Source organism: Chloroflexota bacterium (assembly GCA_016887485.1).
Taxonomy (GTDB): Bacteria; Chloroflexota; Anaerolineae; order Anaerolineales; family Anaerolineaceae; genus Brevifilum.
On the sequence record CP069394.1, the window covers coordinates 1,678,398 to 1,696,142 of the forward strand.

The 17,745-nt window shown below is 53.9% G+C and carries 16 protein-coding genes; 7 read left to right on the plus strand and 9 right to left on the minus strand.

Translation table 11 applies throughout. The annotated features are described in order from the left end of the window. Both JR338_07610 and JR338_07615 read left to right on the plus strand, forming a co-directional pair. Positions 1-1,338, plus strand: coding sequence for an ATP-binding cassette domain-containing protein (locus JR338_07610; GenBank protein QRN82306.1), 1,338 nt, complete (start codon positions 1-3; stop codon positions 1,336-1,338). 37 nt (positions 1,339-1,375) lie between these two features. After that, positions 1,376-2,002, plus strand: coding sequence for a carboxymuconolactone decarboxylase family protein (locus JR338_07615; protein ID QRN82307.1), 627 nt, complete (start codon positions 1,376-1,378; stop codon positions 2,000-2,002). 362 nt (positions 2,003-2,364) lie between these two features. Here JR338_07615 and JR338_07620 read toward each other — a convergent pair whose 3' ends face one another. Next, positions 2,365-2,712 carry a DUF3795 domain-containing protein gene (locus JR338_07620; GenBank protein QRN82308.1) on the minus strand — a complete coding sequence of 116 codons (348 nt, stop codon included), beginning with the start codon at positions 2,710-2,712 and terminating at the stop codon, positions 2,365-2,367. A 106-nt stretch (positions 2,713-2,818) separates the two neighbouring features. Between JR338_07620 and JR338_07625 the strand changes: the two genes are divergently transcribed. Further along, complete coding sequence (locus JR338_07625) at positions 2,819-3,775, plus strand: YafY family transcriptional regulator (GenBank protein QRN82309.1); 957 nt, start codon at positions 2,819-2,821, stop codon at positions 3,773-3,775. Between the two features lie 38 nt (positions 3,776-3,813). Here the strand turns inward: JR338_07625 and JR338_07630 are convergent, their stop codons facing one another. From JR338_07630 to uvrA, 5 genes are all read right to left on the minus strand, one after another. Beyond that, the gene (locus JR338_07630) at positions 3,814-4,014 is read right to left on the minus strand and encodes a hypothetical protein (GenBank protein QRN82310.1); all 201 of its coding nucleotides are present in this window, start codon (positions 4,012-4,014) and stop codon (positions 3,814-3,816) included. 143 nt (positions 4,015-4,157) lie between these two features. After that, the gene (locus JR338_07635; GenBank protein QRN82311.1) at positions 4,158-4,850 is read right to left on the minus strand and encodes an isoprenylcysteine carboxylmethyltransferase family protein; all 693 of its coding nucleotides are present in this window, start codon (positions 4,848-4,850) and stop codon (positions 4,158-4,160) included. 87 nt (positions 4,851-4,937) lie between these two features. Next, the gene (locus JR338_07640; protein QRN82312.1) at positions 4,938-5,408 is read right to left on the minus strand and encodes a GyrI-like domain-containing protein; all 471 of its coding nucleotides are present in this window, start codon (positions 5,406-5,408) and stop codon (positions 4,938-4,940) included. Between the two features lie 23 nt (positions 5,409-5,431). After that, on the minus strand, positions 5,432-5,917 hold the full coding sequence (locus JR338_07645; GenBank protein QRN82313.1) for a GyrI-like domain-containing protein: 486 nt from the start codon (positions 5,915-5,917) through the stop codon (positions 5,432-5,434). Positions 5,918-6,021: 104 nt separating this feature from the next. Next, positions 6,022-8,880 (minus strand): excinuclease ABC subunit UvrA, encoded by a 2,859-nt coding sequence (gene uvrA, locus JR338_07650; protein QRN82314.1) that lies wholly within the window; start codon positions 8,878-8,880, stop codon positions 6,022-6,024. Positions 8,881-9,462: 582 nt separating this feature from the next. Here uvrA and gyrA point away from each other — a divergent pair. Together gyrA and JR338_07660 are read left to right on the plus strand one after the other, a co-directional pair. Beyond that, positions 9,463-11,934, plus strand: a complete 2,472-nt coding sequence (gyrA, locus tag JR338_07655; GenBank protein QRN82315.1) for a DNA gyrase subunit A — start codon at positions 9,463-9,465, stop codon at positions 11,932-11,934. Between the two features lie 369 nt (positions 11,935-12,303). Further along, positions 12,304-13,068: a hypothetical protein gene (locus JR338_07660; GenBank protein ID QRN82316.1), complete on the plus strand. Its 765-nt coding sequence runs from the start codon at positions 12,304-12,306 to the stop codon at positions 13,066-13,068. Between the two features lie 159 nt (positions 13,069-13,227). Here JR338_07660 and JR338_07665 read toward each other — a convergent pair whose 3' ends face one another. The 3 genes from JR338_07665 to JR338_07675 are packed head-to-tail and all read right to left on the minus strand — an operon-like array spanning position 13,228 to position 15,369. After that, positions 13,228-13,746: a hypothetical protein gene (locus tag JR338_07665; protein ID QRN82317.1), complete on the minus strand. Its 519-nt coding sequence runs from the start codon at positions 13,744-13,746 to the stop codon at positions 13,228-13,230. A 31-nt stretch (positions 13,747-13,777) separates the two neighbouring features. Then, positions 13,778-14,554 (minus strand): biotin--[acetyl-CoA-carboxylase] ligase, encoded by a 777-nt coding sequence (locus tag JR338_07670; GenBank protein ID QRN82318.1) that lies wholly within the window; start codon positions 14,552-14,554, stop codon positions 13,778-13,780. Then, complete coding sequence (locus JR338_07675; protein QRN82319.1) at positions 14,554-15,369, minus strand: HAD-IIA family hydrolase; 816 nt, start codon at positions 15,367-15,369, stop codon at positions 14,554-14,556. The genes JR338_07670 and JR338_07675 overlap by 1 nt, the downstream gene beginning before the upstream one ends. Positions 15,370-15,757: 388 nt before the next feature. On the opposite strand from JR338_07675, the gene trpS reads away from it, so the two are divergent. Beyond that, the gene (gene trpS / locus JR338_07680) at positions 15,758-16,750 is read left to right on the plus strand and encodes a tryptophan--tRNA ligase (protein ID QRN82320.1); all 993 of its coding nucleotides are present in this window, start codon (positions 15,758-15,760) and stop codon (positions 16,748-16,750) included. Between the two features lie 23 nt (positions 16,751-16,773). Beyond that, positions 16,774-17,745, plus strand: a complete 972-nt coding sequence (locus JR338_07685) for a bifunctional hydroxymethylpyrimidine kinase/phosphomethylpyrimidine kinase (GenBank protein QRN82321.1) — start codon at positions 16,774-16,776, stop codon at positions 17,743-17,745.

Below are 17,745 nucleotides of genomic sequence, written 5' to 3' on the forward strand. Positions count from 1 at the left end.
ATGCAGCTGCATGCCAACCACCTCCATTTCGCCTATCTGCCGGAAAAGACCGTGCTGGATGATGTCTCACTCCAAATCGGTCCCAGTGAGACCCTCTACATCCTTGGCCGCAACGGCAGCGGCAAAACTACCCTGCTCTCCTGCCTGGCTGGCTTGCTGGAACCTGCCTCAGGTGAGGTCCTGCTGGATGGACACAACCTGCAATCCTTCACCCCCGCCGAACGCTCACGCATGGTCGGCCTGATCCCCCAGATGCACACCCCCGCCTTTGGCTACACCGTTAACGAAATGGTCATGATGGGCCGCGCGCCCTATCTCGGCTGGCTGGGCTCCCCCAACCGTGAAGACCAGGCCATCGTGGATGAAGCGCTGGCGCAGTTGGGGCTCTTTGAACTGCGGGATCGGCCCTATACCGAGATCAGCGGCGGTGAACAGCAATTGGTGCTGATCGCCCGCGGCCTGGCGCAGAAATGCCAGCTGCTCCTCATGGATGAGCCCACTGCTCACCTCGACCTTTCCAATCAGCATCGCATCCTCGAAATCGTCAGTCAGCTGACCGACCGGGGATTGTCCTTCATCATCAGCTCCCACTCTCCCAATAACGCCCTATCCTATGCCGACCGGGTACTTTTGCTCGCTTCCGGCAAGGTCACCGCCTATGGCTCGCCGCAGGAAACCCTCAACGAGCCAATGCTCTCCGCTATTTATGGCATCCGCACCGAAGTGCTCGCCAATGGCGACGGCAAGCCGCTGGCCGTGATCACCCAGCGTCCGATCGCGCTGGAACCTGCCGCCCTGCAGGACCCCCAAAGCCCCCTGGGGCGGATCTTTGCCCGAAGCCAACAGGAGCCGCAGTTGATCCTCGTGACCGGGTTGAGCGGCGTCGGCAAGACCACCTGGTGCACCCAGTTGATCGGCCTGGCTCGTGATGCCGGGCTTTCTGTCAGTGGACTGCTCTCACCCAGCATCTTCAAGGATGGGCGCAAGGTGGGCATTGAAGTGGTGGACTTGCACTCCAGTGACCATCGTCAACTGGCCCGGCTGCGTGAAGAGGGTTCCGCCAATATGCAGACCCCACGCTGGGCTTTTAACGAAGAAGCAATGGACTGGGCCAATCAAACCCTGGCTCAATCCGGTAAAAGTGACCTGCTTGTAATTGACGAGTTGGGACCCCTGGAATTCTTCCAAAATAAAGGCCTGACCGCGGGGATGGCAAAGCTCGATGCGGGGGACTACAAGGTTGCCGCAGTTGTGATCCGCTCCGCCCTCCTGCCGCAAGCACTTCAACGCTGGCCCAATGCCATTATTGTGAACGGCAGCGCCAAGACCCTAACCTGACATTCCCCCTTGCCCCTGAGAGTATACTCATATGGTGATGAGTGCTGACCACTTCGTCACCATTTTATCTGTGGGTCAATGGAGCGAGACAATCAACATGACGGAACTCTTCACTCGCAATATCTACACCTTCAAATCCTTACGTGAGGATCTGAAGTTCATGCTCTCGCATCGCAAACTCGTCAAAAAGACCATGCAGGACCTCGATCACGCCTTTGTGGAAAAGATCATGACCGTGGTCACAGCCGTGAATGGCTGTCGTTACTGCGCCTGGTTCCACGCCCGGCAGGCTGTCTCCAGTGGCATCTCCCCGGAAGAGGTCCAGCGGATGATGAAGCTCCAATTCCAGGCCGACGCCAATGAAGAGGAGCTGATGGCCCTGCTCTATGCCCAACACTACGCGGAAACCCGGTGCAATCCCTCCCCAGAGATGACTGAGAAATTGATTGACGCCTATGGGGCAGAAAAAGCAGAAGAAATCCAGATCGTGATCCGCATGATCACCTTTGGCAACCTCTCGGGGAACACCTTCGATGCCTTTCTCAGCCGTTTCAAAGGGGTCAAGGCCGAGGACAGCAGTCCCTTCTTTGAATTTGTGTTTTTCTTCTTCGGCGCGCCCTTCCTGCTCCCCCTTCTGCCAAAGTTACGCTCAGAATTAAATTAATTTGTCATTGCGAGGGAGCCATAGGCGGACGAAGCAATCCCATCTCTTATTCTCTTCGACCCAATGATCATAATCCGCACCAATTTATTCAACTTTACCTAGTTCGTAGGGTGTGTTCCACCTTTGAAGCCACCACAATTCCTTTATCAAGACTATTCTCATGGCAGGTTGTGTTCCACCCTACTACTAGATTGCTTCGCAAGCTCGCAATGACAAGACATTTTGATTGTCATTGCGAGGGAGCCGAAGGCGAACGAAGCAATCCCCAACTTCTACCAACGTGTTCTTAATCACAAAAAACAAACCCTCCACCCGCGGGAACTCGGGCAGAGGGTCTCTCACATACGCGCCTGTTATTTAAATCACATCGCGGCGCGGATCTCGGCCAAATTCGCCTGGGCTGATGGGATATTCACAATGAATCCCTGCAAGGTCTCACAGGTCTCATACTCACTGCAATGCGCGCAATTGCGCACACCCCTGGCAGTAGCGCATGCCCTCACCTCGCAAAATGCACAATACCCACCCAGCCGGCCTTCACTGGTGCACCCATCACAGGTCACCGCCGATTCCGGCATATCGGGCGAATCGTATTCCGTCCGCCACTTTTCCAATAACGCCGCCTTTGCTGCCTCATCATTGGCCTGGGTCGCGATGTAGGCTTCGCATCCTGCACAATCCAAGCCGCAAAATGCGATCAACTTCTCCATATTCCACCTCCTGGTTTTCTATATATAGCGCCCCCGCTCACTCGGTAACCCTAGCATACTCCGCTTATATGTCAGTTCATGTCATATTCCGCTGTATAATGGATTTATGGCTAATGTCGCAACCCGATTGCTCTCAATGCTTTTCCTCTTTCAGTCCCGGCGCCAGTGGACGGTCTCGGAGCTATCCAAAGAACTGGATGTCTCGGACCGCACCATCCACCGCTATATCGGGATGCTGGAAGAAATGGGAATCCCGCTCTATTCCGAGCGCGGACCCTATGGCGGTTTCTCACTATTACGCAGCTACAAACTCCCCCCGCTGATCTTCACTCCTGAGGAAGCCACAGTGCTCTATATGGGTGCGCGGCTGATCGATGATATCTGGGGCAAGACCTTCCAGGATGCCGTCACAGGGGTGACCGCCAAGCTGGATAACGTCCTACCTGATGACATCCGGCAGGAAGCGGGCCGGGCCCAGCGCAGCCTGGTGGTGGTCACCGGCACCTCCCGCGACTACGCCCCCTATCACGACCTGATGACCACCCTGCGGGACTGCATGGCCAAGAGCCAGCAGGTCAGCCTGAACTACCAATCCTTCTCACGGGTGAAAACCGACCGGATCGTAGATCCCTACGCGCTCAGCCTGCGCTGGGGCAACTGGTACCTAGTGGGCTATTGTCACCTGCGCCAGGAGCTGCGCACTTTCCGGATTGACCGGATCAGCAACCTGGTTCCGCTTGATACGACCTTTGAGCTCCCCCGGGATTTTGACGCCAAAGCCTATCTCGAATCCAGTATGCAATTCGAAAACCGCTACAAGGTGGTACTGTGGGCCTCCCCGATCATTTCATCTGAGATGAACGAGCGCGCAGGTGACTGGATTCGCGTCGAAAATCACCCGGACGGGTCCTCCACCGTGCGTTTTGAAGCCGATAACCTCAATTGGGCCACCGGTTGGGTGCTGAGTTGGGGCCGGACGGTCAGGGTACTGGAGCCGCCGGAGCTGGTTGAGAGGGTGAAAGAAGATGCTCAGGAAATACTCAAGATTTATCAAGCACAGTGATCGTTAATCCCAATCGCCAATTCAGATTTGTATATACTTTACTCCCTGTGACATGGGAAACAACAATAAAAACAGCCATCCACATGCCCAAAGTGATCTTTTGCCTTTTCTAAAGCTTCCCAACAATCTTTGCAATAGCCAAGAGGCAATGGGTGATCCGGCATATAGGAACATCCCTCTTGGTGAACCTCATGTTCACTGCCGGATTGCGCATTTGAGTTCACATAATACTTTTCCATCGGTCCCTCCTTGAAAACCAGTTCACCATTCCACCCTTTCCATAGTTATATCTTAACTAGTGTGGGGCTTTAAATTATCAAGAAGAGACTATTCTTTATTAAATTTAATGCTTATTAATTCGCTTTTGGAATGGTTGAAATACTCACCAAATCCCCGGGATTAACCGCCAGGGGGTCTGCTTGGTGAACTCGTCATAACCAGTCAGATTCTCCCAAAGAAATCTGTCTTCCCTGGCCGTGCGCCAGACAAGGATGACCAGGAAGAAGCCCACCCCGGCGAAACCCCAGGCCGAGGTCAGCACCACGGGCAGCAGGGCGTTATAGAGCAGCAAGCCCAGATAACCGGGGTGCCGAACAATTTTATACGGACCGGTGGTGATGACCTTATGTCCAAATTCTTCCTGAATGCGGACACTGCCCTCAAAATAGTCGTTTTGGCGCATGGATTGAATCGTAATGATATGTCCTGTGGTCATACACAGGAACGCGACTAATAGCAGCCAGGCAGGCACCGGCATCATGCCGGTGAAGCGGACCCCCACTGCCGAAGCCAGGCTGATGATCAGGGTGCTGAACGCCATCAGAGGGGCCAATACCTTATCCCACTTGGGCGTACCCTCTCCCATCGCCTCACGCCGGATCAACAGGTTCGGTCGATCCAAATAGAGCATGCAATAGGTCAGAACTGTATTCACCACCTGGAGGGCCACATAAAGCCACCCGCCCGTCCAGGTCCAATCCCCCGCAATCCAAAATAGAATCGCCGAACTGACGGCCAAATACACCGTCATCCGGATCACCCAGCGCCATAAGGCTTTACTTTGTTCTGTGGTCATGGTCAGCCCTCCCGAATTCTTTTGAGTCCACTTTAGCGGCAGACTTCAAATTGAACCCTAAGATAATCTAAGGTTCTCCAGAATTAATCAGGAGATTTCAGGGCTTTTGGGTTTAACGGGAATCCAGATGAAGAGTGTTGAGAGGGGTGAATCCGGCTGGAAGTGGTCGTCGTAGAATTCAAAATAGAAATCTGCACAAGCCGTGTAATTTGCCCCCGGCAGCCAGTCATGATTAATGCTATCCAGCGTCTCACCCAAGTCTGCCATGTGCCCGGTATGGGTAAAGACAGCATAAGTGTGCGGGTCAATCCGGTAATCGGCCATGTCCGCCGGAGCTGCTACACCCGGTCGGGTCACGCCCAGCCCCGCCAGATAGCGATGGTTTTCTGGCGTGATGATGTGAACCCCGTATCCCACATCCGGATCTACAAATGGGATCTCCTGATAGCGCGCAGCCAGCCGATCCCAAAGGACATCCTCAGCGCCTTCAGCCCCATCGAGTTCCTGGGCAAATCCCACAATTGTGAAAGCCGATTTATAAATGATCCGGGGTTCCATCACCTGTTCCTGACTATTTTCCTTTATTTTTTCGCCACGGGCAGATAAATATAGAACTTTTCAGACCCGGCTGGTGGATTAAATTCCTCTCCATAGAGCTCAAAGCAGAAATTGCCAAAGGATAGGTCCAGCTGATAGTCCGAATCCGGCAGCCAGCGGTTGTAGATGGCATCATAAGCCTCAGCCAGGCTGGCAAGGTTCGGGCAGGTGATAACAGCAAATTGGCCTTCAGGGATTTCAAACTGCCCCATCCCCTCTGGCAAGTCATCCATCGTGTCCGTCACGGGATACCCCGCGATATAGTCAAACATATGGTTGGCTTCCCATTCAGGCCCCATGATACTGATCCCAAACGCTATCGGGGCGGAAGTGTCACGCCGGGCGACCTCCGCCTCACGCTGCATCAGGATATCCCACAATCCGGGGATTTCATTTTCTTCATTCTTTCCGTGGTATAGCATCCCAACTACATAGGTCATTGGAAAATCCACAACTTCAATCTTTGGCATGGTTTGTCTCCTATATAATTCGTGAGTTGTTATTAGTGAATGGTCTTTAGTCTGTTTCATTTCAAATCAATTCTTATCCGGCCAAAGACCAATTGAATTTCAACTTAGGTTGGCATATCCAATATCTCCCGGAGGAAGGCGCCGGTATAACTTTTCTCATTCTCAGCGACGTCTTCCGGCGTCCCCTCCGCCACAATCTGGCCGCCCTCATCGCCGCCTTCCGGGCCGAGGTCAATCAACCAATCTGCGGTTTTGACCACATCCAGGTTATGCTCAATCACAATCACCGTATTCCCGGCATCCGTCAGCCGGTGCAGCACGTCCAGCAGCTTTTGGATATCCGCGAAGTGCAGGCCGGTGGTTGGTTCATCCAAGATATATACCGTATCACCAGTGCTGACCCGGGCCAGCTCCTTCGCCAGTTTGACCCGCTGCGCCTCACCCCCTGAGAGCGTCGTCGCGCTTTGGCCCAGCTTGATGTAGCCCAAACCAACATCGGAGAGGGTCTGGAGGATGCGTTTGATCTTGGGAACATTCTCGAAAAACTCCAGTCCCTCATCCACATCCATATCCAACACATCGGCGATCGACTTGCCCTTATATTTGATCTGCAGGGTTTCCCGATTGAAGCGCCGTCCCTTGCAGACATTGCAGGTCACCCAGACATCCGGCAGGAAATGCATCTCTACCTTTTTGCGCCCGTAACCCTGACAGGCCTCACAGCGGCCGCCCTTGACGTTGAAACTGAACCGTCCGCCGGCATAGCCGCGCAGTTTGGCTTCAGGTGTCAGCGCAAAAAGCGAGCGGATGTCGGTCCAAACGTTGACATAGGTTGCCGGGTTGGAGCGCGGTGTCCGGCCAATGGGGTCTTGCGTGATATTAACCACCTTATGGACATGTTCCAGCCCTTCGAGATGGTCAAATTTACCGGGTTTACTCTGTGCCCGGTGCAGTTCCCTGGCCAGTAAGGGTTGGAGGGTCTGCGCCACCAGGGAGGACTTCCCGCTGCCGCTCACCCCGGTCACGCAGGTGAACAGGCCCAGCGGGAAGCGGACAGTGATGTCCTTGAGGTTATTCTGTTGGGCACCATAAAGTGCCAGCCATTTGCCATTCACCGGGCGGCGTTTTTCATGCGGGGAGTGCACGATCAGGTCGTGGTTGAGATATTGGCCGGTCAGGGAAGCTGGATTACTCAGGATATCCTCGAGGGGTCCGGCAGCCACCACTTCCCCGCCCTTGATCCCCGCGCCAGGGCCGAGGTCCACAATGAAATCTGCGGTGCGCATGGTCTCTTCATCATGCTCAACCACCACCACGGTATTGCCCATATCCCGCAGGCTTTCCAGCGTTTCCAGCAGGCGCTGATTGTCCCTCTGGTGCAGGCCAATTGTTGGCTCATCTAGCACATACAGCACGCCCACCAGCCCGCAGCCGATCTGACTCGCCAGGCGAATCCGCTGGCCTTCACCACCCGAAAGGGTTGGGGCGGATCGGCTGAGGGTCAAATAGTGCAAGCCGACATTCAACAGGAAGGTCAGCCGCCCCTGAATCTCCTTGAGCACTTCTTCCGCAATCACCATCTGTTCGGGCGTGAGGACTTCGCTGATCTCCTGCGCCCACCTGCCTGCCTCACGGATGTTGAGGTGCATCACATCATCAATGTTCTTTCCGCCAATGGTCACAGCCAGACTCTCGGGCCTTAGGCGCTTTCCATGACAAACCGGGCAGGGCTGCTGGCTCATGAAGCTCTGATACCAGCGGCGCGCCCCCTCAGAGGTCGTCTGCCGGTAGCGGCGCTTGATGACTTTAAAAACGCCCTCGGTCACATATTCATATTCACCTGAACCCCGGTCGCTCTCCCAGGTGCTCTTCACCTGGACCCCGCCGTGCAGAATCGCATTCCGACCCTCTTCCGAAATCTCAGTCCAGGGTGTATTAAAATCCGCACCATACTTGCCCAAAATCTGGGTGGCTGCCTGGTGCAGGTAGGATTTCTTTTTCTTATTCAGCTCACCCCAGGTGCGCACAGCGCCCTCACCCACCGTCCGGGTCGGGTCGATGATCATTTCCGGGTCAAATTCATACAACTCGCCCAAGCCGTTGCAGGTCGGGCAAAAACCCAGGGGTGAGTTAAAGCTGAACATGGTCGGTTCCAGTTCCGGGAAGCTCACACCGCAATCTGGGCAGGATAGACTCTCTGAGAGCAGCCAATCGCCGTCCTCTTCCCCCCGGTCGATTACCAACACACCCTCACCCATTTTGAGCGCCGTTTCAACCGAATCGGTCAGGCGGGTGATGTAATCACCGTAGCCTTCCGTGTCGCGTTCATGCGCCGCCAGCCGGTCCACGACCAGATCAATGACGTGTTTCTTATTCTTATCCAGCTTGATCTTCTCGCTCAGGTCGAGCGTTTCGCCATCCACCCGCACGCGGTTGAAGCCATCCGCCTTGGCCTGGGCAAAGACATCCTTGAAAGTTCCCTTCCGCTGCCGTGCCAGTGGGGCCAGCACCTGAAAACGGACCCCCGCTGCCAGATTCGCCACCTGTTCCACAATTTCCTGCGCCGATTGGGCATGCAATTCACGCCCGCAGACCGGGCAGTGTGGCGTCCCCACCCGCGCAAAGAGCACCCGCAGGTAGTCCGCCACCTCGGTCACAGTCGCCACGGTCGAGCGCGGGTTGCGGGAGACCGGCTTCTGCTCAATGGCGATGGCCGGACTGAGGCCGCCGATATAGTCCACTTTTGGCTTTTCCATCTGGCCGATGAACTGGCGGGCGAAGGCGGAAAGCGATTCCACATAGCGGCGCTGACCTTCGGCATAGAGGGTATCAAAAGCCAAGGAGGATTTCCCACTGCCCGAGACTCCCGTCAGGACGATTAATTTATGACGCGGCAGAGTGATATCCACATCCTTCAGGTTATGTTCCTTTGCGCCGCGGATGACGATGACTTCAGGGTTCATTTGAATTGACAACCTTTTTCTTGTTGATTTGGATCATTCTGGATTCAGTATAAGGTCATTATATGTCAGGAAACGTCATATATTACCTCAACACTCATAATCCGTACTTAGTCATTCCGTTTATCCATCCAACCCATCCTAAGATTGCTTCGCAAGCTCGCAATGACAAGATAATTTGATTGTCATTACAAGAAGGCTGACGAAACAAATTCCACCTTATTACTACCCATTCTTAGATTGATCCCCTCTCTACTTCGCTTCGGAGGCCATGTCACTACATTCGCAATGAAACGACACTTTGATTGTCATTGCGAGGAAGCCGGAGGCGGACGAAGCAACCAAGCTTTTATTCTCCACAACCCGATACTTCAATATCCCTGGCGTTTTGTCTATTATTACTCACTTAATATCTCTCGCTTCATTTAATAGAAAGCATATTAAACTGCGGTTTTGACCAAAAAATCCCCTTCTGGGGTATAATTAACGCTGTTGAAACTGAACACCAATCGCCTCCTGAGAAGGTCTTTTGGAGGTGATTATTTTGTCAGAAACCATCGAAAAACCCATTGAAGGAAGAAACATATGCCCGAAAGAGACAGCATCCAACAGGTGGATATTGACAGTCAGATGAGGGAAGCCTACCTCGATTACGCCATGAGCGTGATCGTGGCCCGGGCCCTGCCCGATGTGCGTGACGGCCTCAAGCCCGTCCATCGCCGCATCCTTTACGCCATGCGAGATATGGGCATCCGGGCAAACTCCCCCCACAAGAAATCCGCCAGGATCGTCGGTGAAGTCCTCGGTAAATACCACCCGCACGGCGATCAGGCCGTTTATGACGCCATGGCCCGTATGGCGCAGGATTTCTCCATGCGCTACATGATGGTCGATGGTCAGGGTAACTTCGGGTCAGTCGATGGCGACTCCCCAGCGGCGATGCGTTACACCGAGGCCCGTCTTTCCAAGATCGCCGAGGAAATGCTGGTCGATCTGGACAAGGAAACCGTCGATTTCATCGAGAACTTTGACGGCTCTCTGATGGAACCGGAGGTACTGCCATCCCGCTTGCCCAACCTGCTGCTCAACGGCTCCTCCGGGATCGCCGTGGGGATGGCAACCAACGTTCCACCCCACAATCTACGAGAACTGGTGGCCGCGGTCGATCACATGATTGACCGGTATGATGAAATGGATGACATCAGCGTCGAAGAGTTGATGGAGTTCCTGCCCGGGCCGGATTTCCCCACCGGCGGCATCATCGTTGGCGATGAAGGTATTCGGCAGGCCTACAGTACCGGCCGCGGCCGCATCATCATGCGCGGCAAAGCCATCATCGAAGAGATGCGCGGCGGTAAATATAAAATCACAATCACTGAGATCCCTTATCAGCTTAATAAGACCACGCTGATCGAACGGATCGCTGAACTGGCCCGCGAGGGTCGGCTCGATTCCGTTGTGGACCTGCGTGATGAATCCGACCGGACCGGTATGCGGATCATGGTGGAACTAAAGCGCGGCGCTCAGCCCAAACGGGTGCTGAATCAGCTTTATAAATACACCCCCCTCCAATCCACATTTGGGGCGCAGATCCTGGCTCTGGTCAATAACGAACCCCGCCTACTGACCCTCAAACGGGCGCTCCAGCTCTATCTGGAACACCGCCAGAACGTGATCACCCGCAAAGCGGAATATGAACTAAGGAAGGCCAAAGCCCGGGCACATATCCTGGACGGCTTATTGATCGCACTGGCGAACCTGGATGATGTCATCAAGACCATCCGCGAATCGAAAGACGCTGATGTCGCCAAACAAAACCTGATGTCCCGCTTCAAGCTCAGTGACCTTCAGGCGCAGGCGATCCTTGACATGCAGTTACGCCGTCTGGCAGCCCTCGAGCGTCAGAAGATCATGGATGAGCATAAAGAGGTCATGGCGACCATCGCCTATTTGGAAGATCTGCTCTCCCACCCCAAGAAGATCCTCGAAATCATCAGGGAAGACCTCAACGAAGTGGCTGAAAAATTCGGCGACGAACGCCGCACCGTGATTTCTCCTGATGCCGACAATGACCTCTCGGAAGAAGCACTGGTAAAAAAGGAAGAAGTGTTCGTCAGCATCACCCAGAAGGGTTACATCAAGCGGGTCTCCGAATCCACCTACCGCTCCCAGGGGCGCGGCGGCCGGGGCGTGATCGGCCAATCCATGAAGGATGACGAGGACGAAGTGAAGTTCTTCCTCCGCTGCCACACCCTGAGCATCCTGCTGTTCTTCACGGACAAAGGGAAGGTCTATTCCGAGAAGGTCTGGCAGCTGCCGGACGAAGGGCGCACGGGGCGTGGGATTCCGATGTTCAATATCATTAATATTGATGCCGATGAACAGGTGACTGCAGTAGTGCCCGTGGCTGATTTCGCCGGTGCAAATTACTGCACCCTGGCAACCACCAAAGGTCGAGTGAAACGGGTGCATATGTCCGAATTTGAATCCGTCCGGCCCTCAGGTCTGATCGCCATGAACCTGGACGACGATGACAATCTGGGCTGGGCCTGTCTGACCGGCGGTGAGGACGAGATCATGCTGGTCACTCGGGACGGTCAAGCGCTGCGATTCGCCGAATCCGAGATCCGTCCGATGGGCCGCCAGGCATCCGGTGTGATCGGGATCCGCATGCGCGGCAACGATGAACTAGCCTCGATGGAAGTAGTCGAACCGAAGGGCTTCCTGCTGGTCGTGACCGAACGTGGTCTGGGTAAACGCACCCCGCTGGATGAATATTCCCCCAAGGGACGGGCCACCATGGGCATCGCTACCATTGATAAACGAGCACTCAAGACGATTGGGTTGATCGCAGAAGCCAGAGTCGTGCAGGAAGTAGATGAGATTTCCCTGATCTCCAGCGGCGGAATTGTGATCCGGTTAGCTGTCAAGGATATCTCCATCCAGGGCCGCGCCACCCGCGGGGTCACGATCATGAACCTTGAGAAAGGTGATACAGTCGCTGCAATGGCCCGGATCCCCGAGATAAAGCCCGGCGAAACTGAAGAAGAACAATAAACGCAAAGCCCCCTGAGAAAAAAATCAGGGGGTTCTTTTTATCTTACTAGTTCTGAGATTTTTCACTCCTACACTTTGGTAGCTCACACTTCCAGCGAGACCATAAGTCAGGTTATTTGTAACAAAAACCCATATATTTTATAGTTAACATAATTTCAAAACGCCTTCATAATAAAATTATATATATCTAATACAAGGAGATAAAAGATGTTTATAAGAAGACGTAATACGGTACAACTTTTCTTACGGACTCTGATCCGTCTGGTGGTGGTTATTCCACTGTTATTACTTTTTCTGATTCCAGATTATAGAAATATTGTAAGCATCATTGCTGGTGGTCCTGGCAATCCAATTACCAGAATTCTATTGATGATCGTCAAGATTACAGTGATCTTTTGGATTGGGAATCTATTAGCGAAGATGGTGTATGTCCTTCCCCAATGGGAACGGTTGATCCTGTTAAGATTGGGCAAATCAGTCGGAACTCGTGGGCCTGGTGTGTTCCTGATCCCACCGTTTATTTATGAGGTAGCAGACATCATTGACGTGCGGATTTCAACTTACGAGGTCAAGGCAACCAAGACATTGACCAGAGACAATATTCCTGTAGATGTGACGGCCGCGGTTGAATTGGATATTGAAGACCCTGAGAAAGCCGCCATAAATGTCAAGGATTTCTGGAAAACAACCGAATGGGCCTCGATGGAAGCCCTGAAGAGCACGATTGGAAGAAACGATTTGCGCCCCTTGCTTTCAGAGACTGAGAAAATTGCCAAAAGTTTGAAAGCTGAGATAGATACGGTCGCTCAGGATTATGGTGTCAACGTGCGAGCTGTACGCATCACAGATGTTGGCACTCCTCCAGCTCTCATTGAAGAATTGGCGGTTATCGCCAGAGCAGAGCGGAGCGCAAAGGCAAAGAAAATTCAGGCAGATGCGGAAATTACTGTAGCAAAATCCTTGGCTGATGCAAGCAAGATTCTAACCAGTTCGGAAGGCACAATGCAGCTCCGGCAGATCCAGGCTCTTCTGGAAATGTCCAAGGAAGAGAGCTCAACGATAATCATCTACCCAATGGATGGGTTGGCGGGAAGTGAAATTGCAGCTTCAACCGCAGCCGTTCAAAGCAAATAGTATGAAGATGAGCTTATAGAGAAAGTAATTGGAATCTAACATAAGTCAAACTTACAGCGCGACAAGATTTCAGGGACAAAAAAGACAGATAGACGGCTTTGCCGTCTATCTGTCTTTAAAGGAACCAATAAGTTTCACAACTAGTATGGTCCGATATGACTATTTAATTGCTGAAATCAGGCTCAGCCCTTTCTCAATCGTATCCAGCACCACCTCGGGCATGTCAATTCTGTCCGTGATATATAGATAAACCGTTGCCAAAATCAGAACGACCGCCACTTCCAGGAGAATGACGATCCACTGCTGGAATGTCGTCAGTTTCCGCCGTTTGCGTTCGGGGGCTGCTTCAACTTCGACCTCATCTACCTCGACCGTCTCACCCACGAACTGTGCGGGCTGGGCTGCGACATTCTGCTGGGCTGCCAGTTCAGCATAATAAATATTATCTTTTGCGGGGGTATTCACTGCCAGGATAGGTTCTTCCACCAGGACCGGTGCGGTTTCCACCTGGACCTGCGCAACCACCGGTGTGGGGATCACAGTCTGATGGGTCGGCATGGCAACCGTCTGCCTGCCACAGTCAATGTCCAGCGGCTCATCCAAAACGGGTTTACGGGGCTGCATATATCTGGGGGCGGTCATCCGACCACTGCGGTTTATCGCAACATATTCTGACATGGCATGACTCCTCGTTAGTCCTAACTTTCAGCTAACCGTCACGACCTGCCATTTCAATTTCTCCAGCAGCTGCCAGGAATGGCTCTGTTTGTCCTTCAACCTGGAGGGCCAGTCTGCCATCCGGTTGGACTTTGAGCACCTTGGCGTGTTTTGCCTGTCCATTGGCTAAGCGAAAAGCGATCTGCTCTCCTTTGAAGGCCAATTTCTCATTCCAGGCCGCCATAAAGGCATCCGTGGTCAGGTTCGTGCGGTAGGTAAATATACTATGCAAGATTCCTGCCAGAATTTCCCAACGGTCTACCGATTCCCCCCTTTCGTCCTCAATGGTTGTCGCCGGATAGCGGCATTCCTCCGCTGGGGGCAGCGCACCTCGAGACACATTCACCCCCATCCCCACAACCAGCGCTTCCAGGTTCTCCCCCTGCCAAAAAGCCTCTACCAGCACCCCGGCGACCTTCCGGCCTGCCAGCAGCACATCATTCGGCCACTTGATCTCAGCATTCAGACCCTTTGAAGCCAGGGCACTCACCAGCCCGAGAGTGGCCAAAGCCGTGAACCGGGGAATATAGGCTAATTCAGCCTCTGCCGGCCGCAGCACCAAACTCATCGCGATGGCGGCCCCCGATTTCGTCATCCAATGGCGGCCCGCCCGCCCCCTGCCAGCGGTCTGCCGGTCAGCCAGCACCAGAGAGCCATCGGCAGCGCCCTCCCCTGCCCAGGCCAGCGCCAGGTCGTTGGTCGAACCGGTCTCGGAGAGATAGCGCCAATCCGGCAGATTGAGAGAGGCCAGGTACTCGGAAAGTTCCATCACGCCGCCAATGCCCTCAGCAACAGATCCCCCATCTCCGCAATATCTTTCGCCACAAAATCGGGCTTATAGTGGGAAACAGCCAGATCTTCTGCGCTCGATTCCCCGCTGAGTACCAACGCCGTGGCAATTCCCCATTGACCCAGGGCGATATCGGTGTATAACCGGTCGCCAATCATGCAATGGGTGTGAATTGGGAAACCGGTCTTGGCGGCAAGGGCCTCCACAATCGGCCAATTGGGTTTGCCCACGATCTCATCCGGACGGCGGCCCGTCGAGGAAGCCACCAAAGCCATCATCGCACCAATATCAGGTTTATAGCCGGTCTCGGTTGGGCAATTGATATCCGGGTGCGTGGCGATATATGGTTTTCCGGCCACCACCAAATCACACAGCTTCCATAGCTTCTCATAGGTCAGGGTCGTATCAAAACCCAGCACCACCACATCCGGGTCCTCATCGGTGAGCGTAAAGCCATGCCGCTCAAATTCCTCCAACAGCGGCGGTGTTCCAAACACTTTCATCGTCGCACCAGGGTAATTCTTCTCAAGATAGATCGCAGTGGCCTCACCGGAGGTGAATATCTTTTCTTCCGGCACAGGCAGCCCCAGCCGCTGCAGCTTTTGGGCATATTCCACGCGGGAGCGCGAGGAATTATTGGTCAGGAAAGTATAGGCAATACAATTGGAATCAAGTAATTCCAGCCATTCCCGTGCGCCGGGCAGCAACTGGTCCCCCAGATAGATCGTGCCGTCCATATCCATCAGGAAGCACTGGATATCTTCCAATCGGCGTTCTTGCTTCTCTTCGCGCATCAATTCACTCCTTTTTCCCGCCAACCGTTTCGAAGCATGTCGCCTGGCAGGGCTTATCGTCCTAAATATACCATTGAGCCCAATACTTCGGGGGTTACTTGAAATAACAATACTTATTAATCAACTGATCGAGGGGACTAATTTAACATGATACACATTGCCCATACAGAGGTGAGAACCCCATCCTCGTTCCTTCCCCTGAGCTCAGGGGAAGGATGCCTGCTTCACTTAGTTTGCAGGCAGGAAGGGGCAGGTTCTAAAGTTTTCTTTTTCGATATATCGATTACTTCCACCCAGTCTCCAGGAGCGCTGTTTAGCCGAAATAATAATCGTTTATAATAGAAACCTGACTAATAACCAAGTACTTTTTACGGATAGAAGGACCATTATGAAACCCATCGCATTGACCGGAATCAAACCCACCGGCAATCCCCACATCGGCAACTACCTCGGCATGTATCGCCCTGCGTTGAACCTGATGGAAAATTACCAGGGGATGTATTTTGTCGCCGATTACCACGCGCTGACCACCATGCGCGACGCCCAGACCCTGCGAGATCTGGTCTATGAGGTCGCAGCCAGCTGGCTGGCCCTGGGGCTCGATCCCGACAAGGCTATCTTCTTCCGCCAATCCGACGTCCCTGAGATCCCAGAATTTGCCTGGATTCTCGCCTGCTTCACCTCCAAAGGACTGCTCAACCGTGCCCATGCCTACAAGGACGCCGTGGATACCAACCTCGGCAACAATCATGACCCCGATGAGGGCATCAACAGCGGCCTGTTTTACTACCCTGTGCTGATGGCAGCCGACATCCTGCTCTATGGCTCCGCCGTCGTGCCTGTAGGCCTGGATCAAAAACAGCATATTGAGATCACCCGTGATATCGCCGAAGCTTTCAACCGAACCTATGGCGAGGTGCTGACTGTTCCCGAAGGCATCATCCAGGAAGCAGTCAAGAAGGTGCCCGGCTTGGATGGCCGCAAGATGAGCAAGAGCTATGACAACGTCATCCCGATCTTTGCCACCGAGAAAAAGGTGCGCAAACAGGTGATGCGGATCGTCACGGACAGCAAACGCCCCGAAGATCCCAAGGACCCCGAGGGTGACAACCTCTTCTCCCTGCTACAGTTCTTCGCCACCCCCGACCGACTGGAAGAAATCCGCCAACTCTATATCAACGGCGGCGCAGCTTATGGTGATCTAAAGAAGGAACTGGCTAACCTGATTCTTGATGAATTTGCGGAACCCCGCGAGAAATTCAATGCCCTAATCGCCGACAAAGCCAACATTGACAAGATTCTGAATGAAGGCGCAGAGAAAGCCCGGGCAATTGCCAAACCGATCCTCGCCAAAGCCCGTAAGGCCACCGGTATCGATTAAATTCAAGACAAAAGACCCCAACCATGACCGAACCACTCAAGGCCATTGTCATTGGTGCGTTGAATATTGACCTGGTCATCCAGGGCCTGCCGCATTTTGCCCAGTCCGATGAACAGGTCAACGGTCAATCCGTGCGGCTCTCGCCAGGCGGCAAGGGCCGTAACATCGCAACTATGCTGGCCCCCTGGCTGGCTCCCGGTCAGGTTGGGATGATCAGCAAACTCGTCCAGGATGCACGCGGGCTATATAAAATCCCGCTTGATTCTCTGGAATCTGCAGGGATCAGCCTGGAAGGCATCCAGCTCGAAACGGACCGCCCCGATGAGCTGCCCACCCTCTCCATTTTCCTCAACCAGACCAACGGCCAGCGCGCCAGCTATTACCTGCCAGGGCGCAACGAGACCCTGACCCCCGCTGAGATCACCCAGGCCCGGCCGCTGCTGGAAAAGCTCGCTGCCAACAACGGCATCCTCCTGATGACGCTGGAAATGCCGCTTGAGACGGCTGCCTTTGTCCTGGCAATGGCCCATGAACTGGACCTGCCCGTGATGCTGGACCCCGGCGGACAGCCCCCGGAAGCCCAAGTTGATTTCGCCCCTCTTTTCGTTCACCCGCCTAAATGGATCAAGCCCAACGCAGAGGAAGCTGAAAGGATCACAGATGTCGGTGTGCAGGGCTATAAAGATGCAAAATTAGCGGCTGAGAAACTGCTGGATCAAGGGGTTGAGTATGTGCTGATCACCGATGGCGCGAAGGGCGCCTACGGGTTCACCAAGGAAAGCGCTTTCCATCTCCCCCCACCCGAGCTATCCATCCCACCGCACTCTGAATCAACCGGCTGCGGCGATCAGGTGTTGGCCGTGCTCTGTTCCCAAACTTTGGCAGGCAAGGACTTCCGTCCCGCCGCTGAACTCGCAGTCCGGGCTGGCACACTCCAATTCATCCAGGTCGGCATGCTCCCCATCCGGCCGGATAATCCCCTTCTGATAGCTTGA